Annotated in this window: 18 protein-coding genes; 11 read left to right on the forward strand and 7 right to left on the reverse strand. The window is 69.6% G+C overall.

From position 1 onward, the window contains the following. A partial coding sequence (locus D7X32_RS09565; RefSeq protein WP_120602267.1) for a hypothetical protein occupies window positions 1–1,017 on the forward strand: 1,017 nt, incomplete at its 5' end. A gap of 1 nt (window position 1,018) precedes the next feature. Here the strand turns inward: D7X32_RS09565 and D7X32_RS09570 are convergent. Beyond that, window positions 1,019–2,128 (reverse strand): ferrichrome ABC transporter substrate-binding protein, encoded by a 1,110-nt coding sequence (locus D7X32_RS09570; RefSeq protein WP_167506459.1) that lies wholly within the window; start codon window positions 2,126–2,128, stop codon window positions 1,019–1,021. A gap of 91 nt (window positions 2,129–2,219) precedes the next feature. Further along, on the reverse strand, window positions 2,220–3,389 hold the full coding sequence (locus tag D7X32_RS09575; RefSeq protein ID WP_244238929.1) for an LLM class flavin-dependent oxidoreductase: 1,170 nt from the start codon (window positions 3,387–3,389) through the stop codon (window positions 2,220–2,222). 85 nt (window positions 3,390–3,474) lie between these two features. Here D7X32_RS09575 and D7X32_RS09580 point away from each other — a divergent pair, with 85 nt between their 5' ends. Further along, window positions 3,475–5,283 carry a CBM96 family carbohydrate-binding protein gene (locus tag D7X32_RS09580; protein WP_120602213.1) on the forward strand — a complete coding sequence of 603 codons (1,809 nt, stop codon included), beginning with the start codon at window positions 3,475–3,477 and terminating at the stop codon, window positions 5,281–5,283. 195 nt (window positions 5,284–5,478) lie between these two features. Here D7X32_RS09580 and D7X32_RS44925 read toward each other — a convergent pair whose 3' ends face one another. Beyond that, window positions 5,479–5,883: a hypothetical protein gene (locus D7X32_RS44925; RefSeq protein WP_147450093.1), complete on the reverse strand. Its 405-nt coding sequence runs from the start codon at window positions 5,881–5,883 to the stop codon at window positions 5,479–5,481. 136 nt (window positions 5,884–6,019) lie between these two features. On the opposite strand from D7X32_RS44925, the gene D7X32_RS09590 reads away from it, so the two are divergent. Continuing rightward, a complete protein-coding gene (locus D7X32_RS09590; protein ID WP_120602215.1) occupies window positions 6,020–6,292 on the forward strand; it encodes a DUF2277 domain-containing protein in 273 nt (90 codons plus the stop codon). A 10-nt stretch (window positions 6,293–6,302) separates the two neighbouring features. Here the strand turns inward: D7X32_RS09590 and D7X32_RS09595 are convergent, their stop codons facing one another. Next, window positions 6,303–7,892: a glycoside hydrolase family 43 protein gene (locus D7X32_RS09595; RefSeq protein ID WP_120602216.1), complete on the reverse strand. Its 1,590-nt coding sequence runs from the start codon at window positions 7,890–7,892 to the stop codon at window positions 6,303–6,305. A gap of 161 nt (window positions 7,893–8,053) precedes the next feature. Between D7X32_RS09595 and D7X32_RS09600 the strand changes: the two genes are divergently transcribed. From D7X32_RS09600 to D7X32_RS09625, 6 genes are all read left to right on the forward strand, one after another. Next, complete coding sequence (locus D7X32_RS09600) at window positions 8,054–9,064, forward strand: siderophore ABC transporter substrate-binding protein (RefSeq protein ID WP_120602268.1); 1,011 nt, start codon at window positions 8,054–8,056, stop codon at window positions 9,062–9,064. Beyond that, the gene (locus D7X32_RS09605; RefSeq protein ID WP_244238930.1) at window positions 9,027–10,061 is read left to right on the forward strand and encodes an ABC transporter permease; all 1,035 of its coding nucleotides are present in this window, start codon (window positions 9,027–9,029) and stop codon (window positions 10,059–10,061) included. Before D7X32_RS09600 ends, D7X32_RS09605 begins: the two co-directional genes overlap by 38 nt. Further along, window positions 10,051–11,022 (forward strand): iron chelate uptake ABC transporter family permease subunit, encoded by a 972-nt coding sequence (locus D7X32_RS09610; protein WP_120602217.1) that lies wholly within the window; start codon window positions 10,051–10,053, stop codon window positions 11,020–11,022. The genes D7X32_RS09605 and D7X32_RS09610 overlap by 11 nt, the downstream gene beginning before the upstream one ends. Continuing rightward, on the forward strand, window positions 11,019–11,777 hold the full coding sequence (locus tag D7X32_RS09615) for an iron ABC transporter ATP-binding protein (RefSeq protein ID WP_120602218.1): 759 nt from the start codon (window positions 11,019–11,021) through the stop codon (window positions 11,775–11,777). Before D7X32_RS09610 ends, D7X32_RS09615 begins: the two co-directional genes overlap by 4 nt. A 17-nt stretch (window positions 11,778–11,794) precedes the next feature. After that, on the forward strand, window positions 11,795–12,385 hold the full coding sequence (locus D7X32_RS09620; RefSeq protein ID WP_120602219.1) for a hypothetical protein: 591 nt from the start codon (window positions 11,795–11,797) through the stop codon (window positions 12,383–12,385). Window positions 12,386–12,464: 79 nt separating this feature from the next. Next, window positions 12,465–12,968 (forward strand): nuclear transport factor 2 family protein, encoded by a 504-nt coding sequence (locus D7X32_RS09625; RefSeq protein WP_120602270.1) that lies wholly within the window; start codon window positions 12,465–12,467, stop codon window positions 12,966–12,968. Window positions 12,969–12,998: 30 nt separating this feature from the next. Here D7X32_RS09625 and D7X32_RS09630 read toward each other — a convergent pair whose 3' ends face one another. Next, window positions 12,999–13,922, reverse strand: a complete 924-nt coding sequence (locus D7X32_RS09630; protein WP_158625647.1) for a LysR family transcriptional regulator — start codon at window positions 13,920–13,922, stop codon at window positions 12,999–13,001. Window positions 13,923–14,023: 101 nt separating this feature from the next. Between D7X32_RS09630 and D7X32_RS09635 the strand changes: the two genes are divergently transcribed. Further along, the gene (locus D7X32_RS09635) at window positions 14,024–14,467 is read left to right on the forward strand and encodes a DUF4437 domain-containing protein (protein WP_120523419.1); all 444 of its coding nucleotides are present in this window, start codon (window positions 14,024–14,026) and stop codon (window positions 14,465–14,467) included. A 24-nt stretch (window positions 14,468–14,491) separates the two neighbouring features. Here D7X32_RS09635 and D7X32_RS09640 read toward each other — a convergent pair whose 3' ends face one another. Then, the gene (locus D7X32_RS09640; protein WP_120602221.1) at window positions 14,492–15,286 is read right to left on the reverse strand and encodes an intradiol ring-cleavage dioxygenase; all 795 of its coding nucleotides are present in this window, start codon (window positions 15,284–15,286) and stop codon (window positions 14,492–14,494) included. A gap of 143 nt (window positions 15,287–15,429) precedes the next feature. On the opposite strand from D7X32_RS09640, the gene D7X32_RS09645 reads away from it, so the two are divergent. Next, window positions 15,430–15,837: a DUF3224 domain-containing protein gene (locus tag D7X32_RS09645; RefSeq protein WP_120602222.1), complete on the forward strand. Its 408-nt coding sequence runs from the start codon at window positions 15,430–15,432 to the stop codon at window positions 15,835–15,837. Window position 15,838: 1 nt separating this feature from the next. Here the strand turns inward: D7X32_RS09645 and D7X32_RS09650 are convergent, their stop codons facing one another. After that, window positions 15,839–17,398, reverse strand: a complete 1,560-nt coding sequence (locus D7X32_RS09650) for a putative metal-binding motif-containing protein (protein ID WP_147450094.1) — start codon at window positions 17,396–17,398, stop codon at window positions 15,839–15,841. Between the last annotated feature and the right edge of the window lie 26 nt (window positions 17,399–17,424).

The raw sequence follows: 17,424 nt of genomic DNA on the forward strand, positions 1-17,424 counted from the left end.
GTTCCTCCACCGGTCATCCCCGAGCCGCCGCCCCCCGAACCCAAGCCTGTCCCCGAGCGCCTCCAGTGGATGGAAAGGGGCGCGCCCGCGTTCGTGGACGTCAACGGGGATGGGACGGAGGACATCGTCGGCCACGTGAGCCGACACGAAGGAGGCTCCGAGTTCCGCCATTTCATCGCCGCGTTCGACGGCCGGACGTTCCAGAAGCTCTGGGAGTCGCTGCCTTCGGAAGGCCCGGACGCCTCCAGCCGGACGAAGGTCATCGCGCAGAACGGCCGGCTGGTGATGAGCGAGCAGCGCGCGGTGGACCTGCTGGAGTTGGAGACCGGCAAGCGGCTGGGGCGCGTGCCGCTGACCGACTCGCCGCGCCGGCTCTGCATTCCTCCGGGGGACACGACGTCCGTCTGGGTGGAGGTGGTGGACCACCAGCACCTGCTCTTCGACACGCGCACGGCCACCGCGAAGCCCGCGCCCCGGGCCCCGAAGGGCTGCGCCACACCGCCCTTGAGCCCCCAGACCTGCAACATGAGCCGGCCCGCGGAGCACCCCACCACCTGCGAGCGCTCCAGCTATCCGCCCTCCGACATCCGCGGCTTCTCCACGAAGTACCTCTACCGCGCGAACGGCTACACCCTGTCACTGGGCACGCGGTGGCCGGGGACGCAGGTGCCCCTGGTGGCGCTGTACGCGCCGGGCAACCGCAAGCCGCTGTGGCACGGCGTCGTGGCGGAGCGGGACCCGCTCGAGCTGCGGGACACCGCGCCAGAGGTGGGGGAGATCACCCAGGACGCCGTCTACGTGGTCTACGAGTTGGAGAAGGGCGGCCAGCGGCTCGTCCGGCGCGACCTGCGCACCGGCGCCGTCACCTGGGACGTGGCCCTGCCCGAGGCCCGCTCCATCTCCATGCTGACGGCCCTCTGGGTCCGCGATGGCCGGGTGTACGTACCGCAGTGGGGCGACCTGCACGTGCTCGACGCCGCGACGGGCAACCGCATCGGCGGCATTGGAGCGCCCTGAGTCAGTAGATGGAGATGAGGTGGACCCGCACGCGGGGGTTGCCCAGGTACTCCTCCAACCGCCAGCGGGTCCGCATCCCGTCCTCGCGGATGCCCACGCCGCCGTCCTCGGGGGCGTCCGCGCTGGCGAGCGCGTCGCGCAGATGGGACACCGCCCAGCTGTCGAACTTCGGGTCGCCGGAGCCCTCCAGCACCTGGAGGTCGATGAGGCTGCCGTCGCGCGCCTGCCGCACCTCCACGATGGCGACGAGCGCGAGCACGGGGGCCGTGACGTCAGCCATGTACATGTTCGCCGCGCGCCCGGCCTCCACGGCCGCGCGCATCCGGTCGGACGTTTCGCGGCGGACGTCCCGCTCCTGGGGCGCGAAGGGCGTGCCCGTCCGGCCGAACCGTTCGATGGACTCCAGCTGCTCGCGCTTCAGCCGTCCAAGGACCACCTGCTTGTTGGGAGGCGGCGGGTTCACGAGCCGGTCCGCGAAGCCCTGGCGCAGCTTCGCGAAGTACGGAGGCGTCGCGCCCGAGCCCCTCGCGGACGCGGTCGCATCCTTGGCCCAGCCATCCACCCGCTGGCGCGCCTCCTCCGCCTCACGGGCCGCCAGGGCCTTGGGGTCCGGCTCCGAGCCGGGGACGTTGCGAAGGGTCCGCCCCGTCGACGGAGGTCCCTTCAAGAGCCCACCGCCCAGCAGCCCGGGAGGTTCCAGCTGGAGCGGGACGTCCCGGCCCCGGGGTGGAGCGCTCCTGTCGGGTGCTTCCGCGAGAGGCTCCCGAACCGCATTCCCGGTGGGCGGGGGCGCCTCGGCAAGCGCGGGCGCTTCATCCTTCTCCCGCGCGCGCTTGGGGGGTTCGCGCTCCGTCAGGTGCGCCGGCGCTTCGTCCTTCCGCGCGCGCGGAGAAGGTTCACGCTCCGCCGGCCGCGCGGGCGAGCGAGGCTCCGCTTGGGATGCAGGCGGCGCGGGGCGTGCGTCCCGGGTGACGACCTCCAGCTCGATGACCTGCGACGGCGCGGGGCGCGCGACGCGGGCGGACGGGCTCCGCGACAGCGCCACGAAGAGCGCCGCGTGCAGGAGCCCCGACACCAGGAGCAGGAGGAACAGCTGTTTGCGGCGGGACACGAAGGTCAGCTTGCTCCGTCCCGCCGCGCGGGAGAAGTGGCGCGGAGCGTGGGTGTTGGACCTCCACGCTCCCCTGCCCTCTCCACGCCCGCTACGGCGCCGCCGGTGTCTTGAATTCCGGGATGAGCTCGCCCGTGAGCCGGATGCTCTTCAGGACCTTGTCGTGCGCCAGCGCGCCCACCTGGTGGAAGGACATGAGCGCATCGATGCCCAGCGCCTGATAGCGCTTGAGCCCCGCGCGCACCTGGTCCTGGGTGCCGACGATGAGTGAATCCTGCGCGCTCAGGACCTCCCAGACCTGTTCGTCCGGAACGGTCTCACCAGACATGATGCGCCCCAGGATGCGCTGCGCCTGGGACTGCGGCGCGTTCGGGTCCTTCTTGCGCAGGTACTGACCCGTCAGGCCTCCGCCCGCCGGGTCCTTCGCCAGCACCTCCAGCTCCGCGGCCGTCTTCACGAAGGCGTCCTTCGCCTCGAAGAAGGTGAACGACCCGCTCGTATACCAGGCGGCGGCCTTCGCGGCGCCGTTCTCCATGGCCTCGCGCTCGCTGTCCGCGCAGTGCACGAAGGTGAAGAAGGCGACCTGGTTGTTGACGGACGCGCCCACCGGCTCGCAGCGCGTGCGCAGGGCCTCGCGGTAGATGTGGATCATCTCCGCGACCTCTTCCGGAGAAGCCCAGAGCGTCACGCCCAGCGCGCCCACGCCGTTGCGCCCCGCCTGTTCGAACGACGCGGGGCTGGAGCACGCCTGCCACAGCGGCGGGTGCGGCTTGCGGTACGGCTTCGGGATGACGCTCACGTCCTTGAGCTTGAGGTCCGGCCCGTCCCAGGACACCTTGTCCTGCGTCCACAGCTTCGGAATCAACTCGAAGGCCTGCTGCATCTGCCCGCGCGTGGAGTCAGGCTCGATGTTGAAGGTGCGCCACTCCGGGATGGTGCTGCGCGCCAGCCCCAGCTGGAAGCGGCCTTCGCTCAGGTGGTCGATGAAGGCCGCGCGCTCCGCGATCCGGATGGGATGGTTGAAGCGCGTGGGCGCCAGCACCGACGAGTGTCCGACGTGCAGGTTCTTCGTGCTCCGCGCGATGGCGGTGAGCATGACCTCCGGCGCGGAGCTGTAGCTGAACTCCACCGCGGCGTGGTGCTCCACCTGCCACCAGACGCCGTACCCCATCTCGTCCGCCAGCCGCGCCTGCTCCAGCGTCTCCAGGATGATCTGGTGCTCGTGGTCCGGACCGCTCCAGCGCTCCTTGGGATGCTGCATTTCCGAAAAAATATCGAGTCGCACGATGCCCCCCTTTTAATCAGCTTAAGCTGATTTCAACCCGAAACACGGGATCGAACCCACCATGCGCACGAACATTCCGGGGGCGCGGCTCCTGCGCGTCACCTCCCTGACCCTGTCCTTGTCTGGCTGCGGCACCGAGACAGGCAATGAAACACCTGACACACAGCGGCAAGCGCTCACGACGCTGCCCGCGTCCGAGGACGCCTACGTCCATGAGAGCAACGCGGGCTCCAACTACGGCTCCGCCACGTCGCTGTACGTGAAGACGGATGCGGGCGCGAGCCGGCTGGCCTATCTGAAGTTCTCGCTGGCGGGCATCTCCGGCGTCACCAGCGCGAAGCTGCGCGTGTACGGAAGCGCGTCCTCCAGCACGACGCTCCAGGCGTTCCAGACCCTGGACGGCTGGGCGGAGTCCTCGCTCACCTGGACCAACAAGCCCGCCGTGGGGAGCCTTGCGGGCAGCGTGGCGTTGACGACCACCGCGCAGACCTACGACCTGGACGTCACGGCCTACGTGAACGCGCAGGCCGCGGGCGACGGCACGGTGTCCTTCGTGCTGCAGGAGAGCGTGGGCAAGTACACCACGCTGGTCAGCAGCGAGGGCGGAGCGAACACGCCGCGCCTGGAGCTCACGACAAGCGGCGGCACGGGCGACACACAGGCTCCGTCCGTGCCCACGCAGCTCACGGCCACCGCCGTCTCCAGCGGTCAGATCAACCTGGCCTGGAGCGCGTCCACGGACAACGTGGGCGTCACCGGCTATGCGCTCTCCCGCGACGGCGCGTTCCTCAAGAACGTCACCGGCACCTCCACCAGCGACACCGGCCTCGGCGCTTCGACGTCCTACAGCTACACGGTGAAGGCGCTGGACGCCGCGGGCAATGCCTCCGCGAGCAGCGCCGCCGTCACCGCGACGACCCCGGGCGGAGGCGGCACGTCGTGCGCGAACGCGCTGGGCTCCACGGCGGCCATCCAGGCGGCCCTGAAGAACGCCGCGCCCGGCGCGGTCATCCTCCTGGCGCCCGGCACCTATACCGGCGACCGCAAGAACAGCGGCGACCCGGGCGGCCAGGGCCTCTTCTACTCAGGCCAGAGCGGCAGGTCCGACAGCCCCATCGTCCTGAAGAGCTGCGACCCCGCGAACCCGGCCACGCTCCAGGGCACCTCCGTGAAGGACGGCTCCTACGGCCTCCACCTCACCGGCGATTCCTGGCAGGTGCGCGACCTGCGCGTCATCACCGCGCAGAAGGGCATCGTCATCGACAATGGCAACCGCAACCTGCTCTCCCACGTGGAGGTCCACACCATTGGCGACGAGGCGGTCCACTTCCGCGACGGCAGCTCCTACAACACGCTCGAGGCGTCGCGCATCCACGACACAGGGCTGTATCAGGCGAAGTACGGGGAAGGCGCCTACGTCGGCTCCGACGAGAGCAACCCGTACGAGCACGTCGTCGTGGGCAACGTCATCCGCACCACGGTGTTCGCGGGAGGCATCACGGCGGAACACATCGACATCAAGGAGGGGGCGGACGGCACGCTCGTGGAGGGCTGCACCTTCCAGGGCGCGGGCATCTCCGGTGAGAACAGCGCCGACAGCTTCGTGGACGTGAAGGGCGTCAATACGGTGGTGCGTGACAACCGGGGCTACCGCCAGGGCAACCCCCAGGTGCTGGATGCCTTCCAGGTCCGCACGCACGGCAGCAGCTACGCGACGGGGCAGAACAACGCCTTCTCCGGCAACATCGTCGACCTGGACGACTCGCCGGGCTACGTCGTGTACGCCACCAGCCAGGCCACGGGGACCACCGCGCAGGGCGACGTGCGCACCGGGGGCGGCAACCTCTACAGCAGCAACGTGAACGACTGACGCACGCTCCCGCGCCGTCCGGAAACAGGGCTCCGGACGGCGTGGAGTCAGACGGTCATTCCGACCAGTGGACCTTGCCCAGGCCGGCGGGGATCAGGTCGCAGACGTAGAAGATGTCGGGATAGGGCGCGTTGAACTCCGCGGCGAGCTGCTGGCAGTAGGCGTTGTCGCCCGTTCCACCGCACTCCTCGGGGCCTACGGCCCCTCGGGGGGAAGGGTGCAGGTCCAGGTGTTGTCGAACTTGCAGTAGCAGCTGCCCGTGGGCAGACCGCTCAGACAGCAATCCCGATAGGTGCCGGCGGAAGGACAGGAGGTGCCGTCAATGAACGTGCACGTATTGGCGCGCGAGCAGGTGATGGGCGGAGGAGTCGAGGGGCAGTACTGGTAGGCGCCATTGCACTGCACGTACTGACCGTCGGAGGAGGAGCAGGAGCTCCCCGAGCACGACAGCGTCGTCCCCGACGCGCAGGTCGTCGAACAGGTGGACAGGGCACCGGTGACCTGCCCCAGCTCCTCCGGCACGTCGCCGGAATCCGTTCCACCACAGGCCGCCAGCGTCGCGATGACCAGGGCCGCGAACACACCCGAGACAAGCTTCATGAGAACCACCCTTTCTTGCGGAGACATCCAGCTAGACAGTTTATCCCCACAAGAGCTGGCTCGGTAGGGTTCACCCGGGCGGCGGGAGCGCGGGCGTGGGGTACGCTGGGGGCTCTTCACGTCAGGGGACCCGCCCATGTGCCGGAGCATCAAGACGCTGTTCAACTTCGCGCCCCCCGCGTCCGACGCGGAGGTCCGGGCGGCGGCCCTGCAGTTCGTGCGGAAGCTGAGCGGCACCAGCGCCCCCTCCAAGGCGAACGAGGAGGTCTTCAACCGTGCCGTCGAGGACATCACCGAGGTCGCGCGGCGGCTGATGGACTCGCTGGTGACCACCGCCCCGCCGCGCAATCGCGACATGGAGGCCATGAAGGCGAAGCTCCGGTCCGCGAAGCGCTTCGCCCCGCGCTGACGCAAGCGCCTCAGGGGATGTTGATGCGCGAGTGCATGGCCCGCCCATCGTACGCGGCGGCGCCGCAGCGGGCATGGGCCCAGTCGCCATTCACCGCGGAGCAGACGCGGAAGGCCTGGATGTTGGAGGCCGCCACGTTGATGCCCGGCGTGTCACAGCGCCCCTGGTACGTCCACGCGAGGCTCTTGTTCACGGCGCCCACGCCGATGCACGGGCCAATCCACGCGCCCGTGTCCCGCCGCTGCACGTCGATGGAGTACTGGGCCGCCGTCTCCTCCTCGCTCCACTCCAGGTCCACGAAGGGCGTGACGCCGCCCGGCAGCTCCAGCAACACGTCGTCGGAGATGCCGTCGTAGGCCTTCTCCACGGAGGGGCCCCAGACGTTGTTGTTGGAATAGAAGAGGCGGAACGCGGCGATCTCCCCCTTCGTCACCACGCGGTCCCCCGCGCTGCGGCACACGCCGTCGAACACCGTCTTGTTGGACTGCCCCAGCAGCACCACGGATGAGCACGGGCCCACCACCGACCCGTCGCGCAGGACGACATCCAGCGAGTAGCTGTACCCGGCGAGCCGGTTCCACCGGACGTTCACCTGGTTGAGCGACGTCATCGCCCCGTCCGCCTTGAACGCGACGCGCTGCTTGTACGTGCTGCGCGAAGTGAGGTTGCCCGCGCTGTCGAAGGCGCCCATGTGGAAGATGTTGAAGTACTCGCCCCGCCGCTCGACGATGACGTTGTGGCCGTGGGACTGCACCAGCCGGCCCGCGGAGTTCTTCAAGGGCAGCGACAGCCGCCGCACCGCCCGCGCCCGCGTGAGCTGGGGGATGGAGTCCGCCATCACGTAGTACATGGCGTACTGGCTGTTGTACCAACCGCCGCTGAAGAGCAGGTAGTAGCGCCCGTCGCGCTTGAACAGCTCCGGCGCCTCGTTGATGCCCTCCTCGTAGGAAGGCGTCGCGAACACCGCCGGGCCCGCGTGGTTGTAGACGGTGCCGGGGGCGGCCAGGTTGAACGAGGAGATGTTGTTGCCGTTCTGGAACCAGACATAGAAGAGCCAGCGGTCCGCGCCGTCGTTGAACGTCGCGGAGTCGATGCGGATGTTCCGGTTGCACCCCTGCGGCAGGCACGCCGTGCCGGTGGTGGTGCGCGGCCAGGTCGTGTTGGCGTTGAGGGGCTGGGGCGCGCCGAAGGCCAGGTTCAGGTCCGGCGCCGTGGCGACGAAGGTCGTCACCTCCTGGCCGGCCGGTGGACACGCCGCGCCGTTGGGCACCCGGTGGCCGGAGAAATGGAGCTGGTAGACGCTCCCCACCTTGCTCAGGTCCGGCGCCCAGAGGAAGCAGTAGTCGTAGGTGGCATCCGCCGCGGACGGGTTGTAGTCGCGCTTGAAGCGGAACGCCGTGAGGTCGTTGGACTCATAGAGCGGCAGCACCCCCCCGTTGCCGGTGCCGGTGAGGAAGAACAGGTCGTCGTTCTCCTTGTAGACGTCCGGATCCGCCAGCCACTGCATGAGCAGCGTGCGCGCGTTGTCCTGCGCGTGGGCGGTCCCGGCGATGGCCGTGGCGAACAGGGATAGCAGCAGGACGGCTCGGACGGGCTTCATGAGGCCTCTCCATGGAAGTCTTGAAATCCAAGCTTCCAGGGAAGGCCCGGGCAGCGCAAGGTCGATGGGTTTTGACCGTCCAGCGGCGATCCGCTATATCCGAACTTCGATAATGAATATCAATTTCATTTGATATCACTTTCTCTGGATTGCATTCACCCGTGAGCACCTCTCCCCGGCGTTTCCCTCTCCTCGTCGCGGCCCTCCTCGGGGTCGTGGTCCTCGGCCTGGCGTTCTTCGGCCTGCGCGCCTCGCGCACTCCCTCCGTGGAAGCGGCGGCCCCGGAAACAGCGGCGCCCCCCGCCCCGGGCGCGGGACGGACCATCGCCCACGCGCAGGGCAGCACCGTGGTGGCCGAGCACCTGAAGCAGGTCGTGGTGTTCGACCTCGCGGCGCTGGACACGTTGGACGCGCTGGGGGTGGAGGTGCAGGGCGTGGCGGGTGAGTACTTCCCCGGCCAGCTGGCGAAGTACGCGGACCCGAAGAAGTACCCGCGCTTCGGGACGCTCTTCGAGCCGGACTACGAAGCCCTCAACGCCGCCCGGCCCGACCTGGTCATCACCGGCGGCCGGACCAGCGCCCGGTACGCGAAGCTCGCCGCCATGATGCCCACCATCGACCAGGTCACGGACGATGCGCACTACCTGGAGACCGTGGTGAGCAACACGGAGCGGCTGGCCACCGTCTTCGGCAAGGAGCCCCAGTCGCGCGCCCTGATTGAAGGGCTGCGCCAGTCCATCGCGACGCTGAAGGAGACCACCGCCGCCCGGGGCAAGGGGCTCATCGTCCTGACGTCCGGAGGGCGGATGAGCGCCTATGGCCCGGGCTCGCGCTTCGGCGTGCTGCATGAGTCCTTCGGCATCCCGCCCGCGGCCCCGTCGCTCAAGGCGTCGCTGCACGGCGAGGCCATCGGGTCGGAGTTCATCCTGGAGACCAACCCGGACTGGCTGTTCGTCATCGACCGGGACGCGGCCATTGGCGAGGGCGGCGCCGCGCAGCGGCTGCTGGACAACGAGCTGGTGCGCCAGACGACGGCCTGGAAGCAGGGGCAGGTCGTGTACCTGGATCCCGCCAACACCTATCTCATCGGCGGCGGTATCCAGTCCGTGCGGCGCCTGCTGGAGCAGATCTCCGATGCCTACGCGAAGCCCCGACAGCCCCCTGCTCCCTGAGCCGGCCTTCGCATTTCCCGGGTCCGGGGCCTCGCTGCCGCTGCTCATCGTGGCCGGGCTCGCGGTGGGGGTGCTCGCGGGAACCAGCCTGTTGATTGGCGTGAGCCACGTGTCGTGGGACGCGCTCCTGGCGCCGGCGGAGAACCAGCGCGCCGTGCAGGTGCTGGTCATCAGCCGCGTGCCGCGCACGCTGGCCCTGATGCTGGCAGGCATGTCCCTGGGCGTGGCGGGCCTCATCATGCAGATGCTCGCGCGCAACCGCTTCGTGGAGCCCTTCACGGCGGGCACCGCGGAGTCCGCGAGCCTGGGCCTGCTCGCCGTCACCATTTTCGCCCCCGGCATCCCCATCCTCGCGAGGACGGCGGTCGCCGCCTGCTTCTCCATGGCGGGCACGGCGCTGTTCCTGCTCATCCTGCGGCGCATCCCGCTGCGCTCGGCGCTCGTCGTGCCCGTCGTGGGGCTGGTGCTGGGCGCCATCTTCGACGCGACGACGACGTTCTTCGCCTACCGCTTCTCCCTGCTGCAATCGCTGATGGCCTGGACCACGGGCGACTTCTCCAGCGTGCTGCGTGGCCGCTACGAATTGCTCTGGGGCGCCTTCGTCCTGACGGTCATCGCCTACGTCGTCGCGGACCGCTTCACCGTCGCCGGCATGGGCGAGGCCTTCACCACCAACCTGGGCTTGAGCCACCCGCGCATCGTGGCGCTGGGGCTGGCCATCGTCGCCCTGGTCACCGCGGTGGTGGTGGCCACGGTGGGGATGATTCCCTTCATCGGGCTCGTGGTGCCCAACGTCGTCAGCCTCATCGTGGGCGACAACGCGCGCCGCTCCATCCCCTGGGTGGCGGTGATGGGCGCGGGCTTCGTCCTGCTGTGCGACATCGTCGGGCGGGTGGTGCGCCAGCCGTATGAGATTCCCGTGGGCACGGTGGCGGGCGTGGTGGGCAGCCTCGTCTTCCTCCACCTGCTCTTCCGGAGGGACAGCCGTGCCGGCTAGCGCGCTGCGCCTGGAGGGCCATGAGCGCCGGCTGCTCCTCCTGGGAGGCCTGGCTGCCTTCTGCGTGCTGGTGTTCATGACCGTGGACGCGGGCGGCCGGTGGGACTTCGTGCTGCCGTTCCGCGCGCGCAAGGTCGCCACGGTGCTGCTGGTGGGCTACGCCATCGCCGTCTCCACGGTGCTGTTCCAGACCGTGACGGAGAACCGCGTCCTGACGCCCGCCATCATGGGCTTCGACACGCTCTACGTGCTGCTCCAGACGTGCCTGCTCTTCTTCCTGGGCTCGCGCACGGTGGCGTCCCTGGACGTCCGGCTGCTGTTCGCGGTGGAGGTCGCCGTCATGGTGCTCTTCTCCGCCGTGCTGCACCGCTGGCTGTTCGCGGGCGGCGGGCGGAGCATCCACCTGCTGCTGCTCACGGGGGTGGTGCTGGGCGTGCTGTTCCGCAGCCTGTCCACCTTCCTCCAGCGCGTCATCGCGCCGGGCGAGTTCGCCTTCCTGGAGGACCGCTTCTTCGCCAGCTTCAACAACCCGGACCCGGACCTGCTGCTCGCCTCCGCGCTGCTGACCGTGGGCGCTTCCGTCCTGGGCTTCCGCCTGCTGCGCGCGTGCGACGTCCTGAACCTGGGCCGCGACGTGGCCATCAACCTGGGCGTGGACCACCGGCGCACGGTGTCGCTGCTGCTGGCGGTGGTGTCGGTGCTGGTGTCGGTGTCCACCGCGCTGGTGGGGCCGGTGACCTTCTTCGGCCTGCTGGTGGCGAACCTGGCGCACGGGCTGGTGCGCTCGCACCGGCACATCCACGTGCTGCCGGCGGCCGTGTTCCTCGCGGTGATTGGCCTTCTGGGCGGTCAGCTCGTGCTGGAGCGCGTCTTCTCCTTTGGCGCCAACCTGCGTGTCATCATCGAGTTCCTGGGCGGCCTCATGTTCATCACCCTGCTCATGCGAGGCGCGCTGCGATGATTGAAGCCCGCAACGTCTCCCGCCGCTACGGCGACACCCTGGTGGTGGACGACGTCACGCTGAAGCTCCCGGAGAGCGGCGTCACGTCCATCATCGGGCCCAACGGCGCCGGCAAGTCCACCCTGCTGTCGATGATCAGCCGCCTGCTGCCGCTGTCCTCCGGCACGGTGCTGGTGGACGGCATGGACGTGGCGAGGACGCCCGGCGATGCGCTGGCGCGCAGGCTGGCCATCCTGCGGCAGGACAACCCCGTCACCTCGCGGCTCACCGTGCGCGACCTGGTGACCTTCGGCCGCTACCCGCATTCCAAGGGCCGCCCCACGGTGGAGGACCGCGCCTTCGTGGAGGGGGCCCTCCACCACCTGGGCCTGGAGTCCATCGCCCACCGCTTCCTGGACGAGCTGTCCGGCGGCCAGCGCCAGCGCGCCTTCGTGGCCATGGTGCTGTGCCAGGACACGCACTACGTGCTCCTGGACGAGCCGCTCAACAGCCTGGACATGAAACACGCCGTGGCCATGATGAAGGAGCTGCGGCGCGCGGCGGACACGCTGGGCAAGTGCGTGGTGCTGGTGCTGCACGACCTCAACTACGCCTCCTGCTACTCCGACCACGTCATCGCCATGCGCGGCGGGAAGGTCGCGTTCCAGGGGAGGCCGGAGGAGCTCATGCGCCCCGACGTGCTGCGCGGCATCTACGACCTGGACATCGACATCCACCTGCTCGATGGAAAGCGCATCGCGGTCCACTACCGCTGAGCCCGGATCCCGGAACCATGCCCCACCACCGCGAAACCGCTCCGAACTTCCGCCTGCGTCACTGGGCATCCCGTCTGGTGCTCCTGGTCGCAGGTGTCAGCGTCGTCGCGACGTCGCAGGTCAGGTCGGCGGACGTCTTCTCCGCCCCGTACACAGGCCAGCCGGTGACGCTCACGGCCGAAGCGCCCCGGGTCACCCTTCCGCTCGTCGTGGGCGTCACGGCCTCGAAGTCGCCGGACAAGCAGGCCGAGGCGCTGATGAGGGTCAAGTTGACGGTCCGCTGGACGCCGGAGGACCCCAGCCAGACGAAGGCGGGTCCCATCCTCCGCGCCAGCCTGCTCGGGAACGGGACGCAGCTCTCCGGTCCGGAGGCGGCCACCTCCCCCCTGGTGGCGGGACAGCCGCTGCCCATGGACGTCCTCGTGTCCCATTCACGCAACTGCGAGCTGGGGAAGCGCTGCCAGTGGACCTCGGACCTGAGGCTGGAGCTGGAGTCCCAAGGCGCCGCCGGAACGGTGGAGGTGGCGTGGACGGCGACGGCCCAGGCCCACGTGGTGGGCACCTCCAGCACGCCCGAGGGATTCACCGTCACCGTCTCGGAGCCGTGAGCCCTGGATGTCTTGGGTTGCTCCGCACGCACGGAAGGTGAAAGCGTGCCGCCTTCCCTTGCCTGAAAGGCAGATGGCGATGCGCGAGAAGAACCTGGAGTACACGCTGGATTGGATTGCCATCCAGGAATTGGTGGCCGAGTACGGGCAGGCCATCGACCACGGCAAGGACACGGGCGACTGGACGCGGTGGGAGCGGGTCTTCGCCCCGGAGGTGACGTCGGACTACTCCCGCTTCATGGGGGTGCCTCCCTCCACCGCGCCGCGCGCCGTGCTGGCGCAGTTCGGCAACCAGGCGCTGGAGTGCTTCAAACGGGTGCAGCACTCCACGGCCAACACGGTGCGCACGGAGTTCACCAGCGCCACGCACGCCACGGTGCACGCCTATGCGGAGGTCTCCCACTTCTTCACGATGGACGGCTTCCCCCAGGAGTGGACCTTGGTGGGGCGCTACACGCACGAGGTGGTGAAGACCGCCGCGGAGGGCTGGCGCATCCAGAAGGTCACGCTGGATCCCATCCACCACCGGGGCAACCTGCTGGGCCTGGAGTACGCCCGGGGCAAGCGGCTCGGCACCCCGTGAGGCCCTGGCGCGAGGTGGGGCGGGACGTCCTCACCGCGCGCGCTTCTTCCGGGGCCTGACGGGAGGCTTCGCGAGCGCCTCCGCCTGCGCCCCGATGGTCTCCGCCAGGAAGTCCACCACCGCGCGCACCCGCGCGTTGTGGGCCAGGTCCTCGTGGAACACCAGCCACACGGTCCGCTCCAATTCCGGCAGCGCGTCACGCAGGGGAACGAGTTCCGCGTGCAGATGGCCGAAGTACGCCGGGAGCAGCGCCACCCCCAGGCCCTCACGCGCGGCCTGGAGCAGCCCCAGGATGGACGTCAGCCGCACCGCGACGGTGGCCTTCGCCGCGTGCACGTCCAGCCACTTCGACTCCGGCCAGCGCCGCGAGTCCTGCGCGTAGCCCACCACCGCGTGCCCCTGGAGCCCCGCGTCGAAGCGCACCGGCCCCCGGCGGGCGAGGTACGCCTTCGACGCGAAGGGCACGACCCCGATGGCCGCCACCTTCCGGGCCCGCAGCGACGCCTCCCGCGGCCGGACCAGGCGGATGGCGACGTCCGCCTCCCGGCGCACGAGCGACAGGGCCTCGTAACCGGAGAGCAGCTGCAACTCGATTTCCGGATGCCGCTCCTGGAAGCCAGCCAGCCACGGCATCACGTTGTGGACCAGGAAGGAGTCCGTCGCGGTGACCGTCACCGGGCCGGAGGGGCGCAGGTCCTCACCGCTGGCCAGCCGCTCCACCCGCAGCGCCTCCGCCTCCACCGCCTCCGCGGCGGGCAGGATGCGCAGCGCCACCGCCGTGGGCCGCAGGCCCGTGGGGGTCCGGTCGAAGAGGCGCGCTCCCAGCTCCTTCTCCAGCACCGCCAGCCGCCGGCCCACCGTGGTCTGGTCCACCTTCAACCGCCGCGCCGCCGCGGAGAGGTTCCCTTCCCTCGCGATGGCCAGGAAGTGCCGCAGGTCGCTCCATTCGGGCATGGTCTGCATCTTCGCAGAGGGGCTCTGCGGAAACGGGCATTTTCGCAGACCCGCTCCGCCGCCATCCTCCCCGGCGTTTCCTTCCACCGAGGAGTCCCCCCGTGAAGACCCTGCCCAAGCTCGTCGCCGCCGTCGCCGTCGTCTCCGCGTTCACCTTCGCCGCCGCCAAGGGCAAGGAGTCCGCCGCGTTCCAGCAGACCGCCTATGACAAGCTCACCTGGACGGAGATGATGCCCGGCGGCCCGTCCGTGCACGTCCTCTGGGGCGACATGAAGAAGGGCCCGTACGCCCTGCTGATGAAGTTCCCCGCCGGGTTCGACTCCGGGCCGCACACCCACTCCGCCGACTACCACGGGGTGCTGGTGAAGGGCCGCATGACGAACACCAGCGAGGGCGCCGCGGAGGCGGGCGCCGTGGAGGCCGGCAGCACCTGGGACCAGCCCGGCAAGGTGGTGCACCGCAACCAGTGCGCGAAGGACGCCGAGTGCGTGGTGCTCATCGCCCAGGACAAGCCCTTCGACTTCGCGCCCGCCAAGGCGAAGTAGCCGCCCGGCGGGCCCGGCGGCGCGTCAGACCTTGATGCCCACCACCAGGGACGCGGCGTAACCGTCCGTGGTGTTGCCCGTCACGGTCGCCAGCTGCGTGGACGCGCCGTCGCTGAACACGTTGTCGCTGGAGAGCGAGATTTGTCCGAGGTTGCGGACGCTCTGCGAATAGCCAGACGTCGCGTAGACGGTGTCACAGACGTCCTCCGGCAGGGCCAGCTGGGACGTGGCCACCTTGTTGCGCGAGGAGGAGGTCGCCTCCACCGAGGGGTAGATTTCGAAGTGGATGTGCGGCCAGCGGCCGCTGTAGCAGGCGGGGAAGATGCTGGTGAAGGTCACCTTGCCCTCCTCGTCCGTCACCTGCACCCCGCGCAGGTAGTTCTCGCTGGTGACGCCCGACGAGTACATCGAGTACCGCCCCGCCTGGTCGCAGTGCCACAGGTAGACGGCATAGCCCCGCAGCGGCGTGCAGCTGTCGTCGCTGGCGACCAGCGTGAGGGTGATGGTGAGCGGAATGCCCGCCGCGACACCGCTCGCGCCCGCGATGCTGGAGCGGATGTCGCTCCGGACGATGCCCGACAGCACCAGCGCGTTGGCCCCGTTGGAGCCGTCACCGGGATAGGGACCGGCCGTCTCCTCCGGAATCTTCGCACAGCCGGACGTGTCACCGCTGCCGCTGGAGTCCGGTCCACCGCAGCCGATGATGGGAATGAGGCTGGTGAAGGCCATCCAGCGCAGCAGCTCCCGCCGGTCCGTGCGCTTCGCCAGGACCCGCAGGTCCTGCTGGAGTCCGTCGTGGTGATTCTGTTCGTCGCTCATGTGCCCGACCCCCTTGGAGTGATTGTGACGGTAGGGCAAAGGTCTTAAGCGAGTCCTAAGACCCCGGCGCTGACGCGTTTTTGCAATCCAGGCGCGGGCTGCTGGCGTATCTGTCCGCCCATCCAGCAAGGGAGCAGGCCCCCATGACGAAGCGCGCGAACGGACCTTTCGACGTCAAGCTCACCCCCATGGCGCCGGAGGCGGGCGCGGTGGACGCGGCCCCGGGCCGGATGATGCTCGACAAGCGCTTTCACGGCGCGCTGGAGGCCACGAGCCAGGGGCAGATGCTCGCGGTGCGGACGTCCGTGGAGGGGTCCGCGGGCTACGTCGCGATGGAGCGCGTCAGCGGCACGCTGGACGGCCGGAGCGGCACCTTCGCGCTCCAGCACTCCGGGACCATGACGCGCGGTGCGCCCCAGCTCGTCATCACGGTGGTGCCGGACTCCGGAACCGGCGAGCTCACGGGGCTCGCCGGTTCGATGACCATCGACATCGCCCCGGGCGTGAAGCACTCCTACGACTTCCAGTACACCCTGCCCGACGGGCGGTGACTCAAGGGACGCAGTAACGGACCGCCTGGAGGGTGTGGGACCGCGGGCTCACCGTGGACGTCATCACGAGCGCGCCCATCCAGTTGCCCGGCAGTTCCTCCAACTGGACCCACTGCGCGTACCGGTGCAGGCGCAGCAAGGTGCCCCAGGGGGTCAGGTCCTCCGAAGCGCCGCCATTCCCCAGGGCCCAGAACCGGCCCTGCCAGCGGAACCAGGGGTCGCCACCCGGCGGGTCCTCGGAGACGGAGAGCCACGCCGTCTTGAGGCCACGGGACGTCACCGAGGTCCCGAACCAGGGAACTTCACCCGGGGTCGTCACGGCCAGGGGCCTCGAGGTCACTTCGCCGAAGAGGTTGCCCAGCACCTTCAGCACGCGCTCACTGCCCTCGGGACCGCGCAGCACGATGGCCGGCGACTCCAGGGCATCCCCCGCCGCCGCTCCCAGGTCCACGAGCCGGGCCTCCGGGTTCTCCTCCGAGGGGAAGGTCCGCTCCTCCCCCACGGGCTGGAGGGCGTTGTCGAAGCGCTGGAGCCGCAACAGTCCCTCCGTGGCTCCTTCCTTGATCTCCTGGACCAGGACCAGGAAGCCACCGTCCCGCAGCCCCATCACGTCCACACCGTAGAGGACCTTGTCCTCCGCGAGCGCCTGCATCAGGACGCGGGGCGCAACCACGCCCACTCCATCCAGCCCCGCGAGCGTGCCCCACAGCTCGCGGCCACCGAAGACGGATGCGGAGGTGTCCCGCCATGCCGCGAACACCCGGCTCCCGTCCGCCGACACGGCCGCCGCGGTGGCCCTGTCCCCCACGGCCTGGTCGAAGAGGAGCGCGCCGCCCTCGGGCTCGCCCGTCCTGGGAACGCGATGGCCCTGCTCATCCAGCAGGACGAGGTGGCCCCGCGTATGGTCGTGGTTCGGGCCCGCCGACGCGTAGTACAGCGCGGGCCCCTGGGACGTGCGCAGCAACCGGGTGCTCACCGAGTCCAGCGAGACGGAGGAGTCCATCACCTCCACCGGCACCTCCGTGATGCCCAGCCAAGAGAGCGCGGTGTCCAGCTGGATGACCCGGGCCACGTACTCCCGGTCGAAGACCACCGCCAGGACGCCGTTCGTCACCCGGAGGCTGCTGATCCGGCCCGCATGCGGGGGCAATCCCAGCGACTCGACCTGCGACCATGACAGGGGATCCTTCACCCCGTCGCAGTCGTTGTCCAGACCATCGCAGCGCGTCTCCGCGGCCTCGTAGTGGGTGCCATACGAAAGCGCGGTGCACACCGGCTCGTAGGCCCCATCCACCACGGCCCGCCGGGCTCCCGCGCAGATGCCTTCCGTCCGTTCACAGGGACGAGGTTCCCCCAGGGAACCCGCATCGGAGCCGGCATCCACCTGGGTGCCACCGTCGTCCACCTGCGTGCCGCTGTCGACCGTGGTCCCCGCATCGACGGTCCCCGCATCCGGACGCGGATTCGATGGCGGATCCGAATCCTCACACCCCCCGAGCATCCCGCTGCCCACCGCGACCACCACCACCCAAAGCCTTGCCCATCGCATTCGCACTTCCATCAACCCCTCTTTGGCGGACCGGAGCC

It is taken from the genome of Corallococcus carmarthensis (genome assembly GCF_003611695.1).
Taxonomy (GTDB): domain Bacteria; phylum Myxococcota; class Myxococcia; order Myxococcales; family Myxococcaceae; genus Corallococcus; species Corallococcus carmarthensis.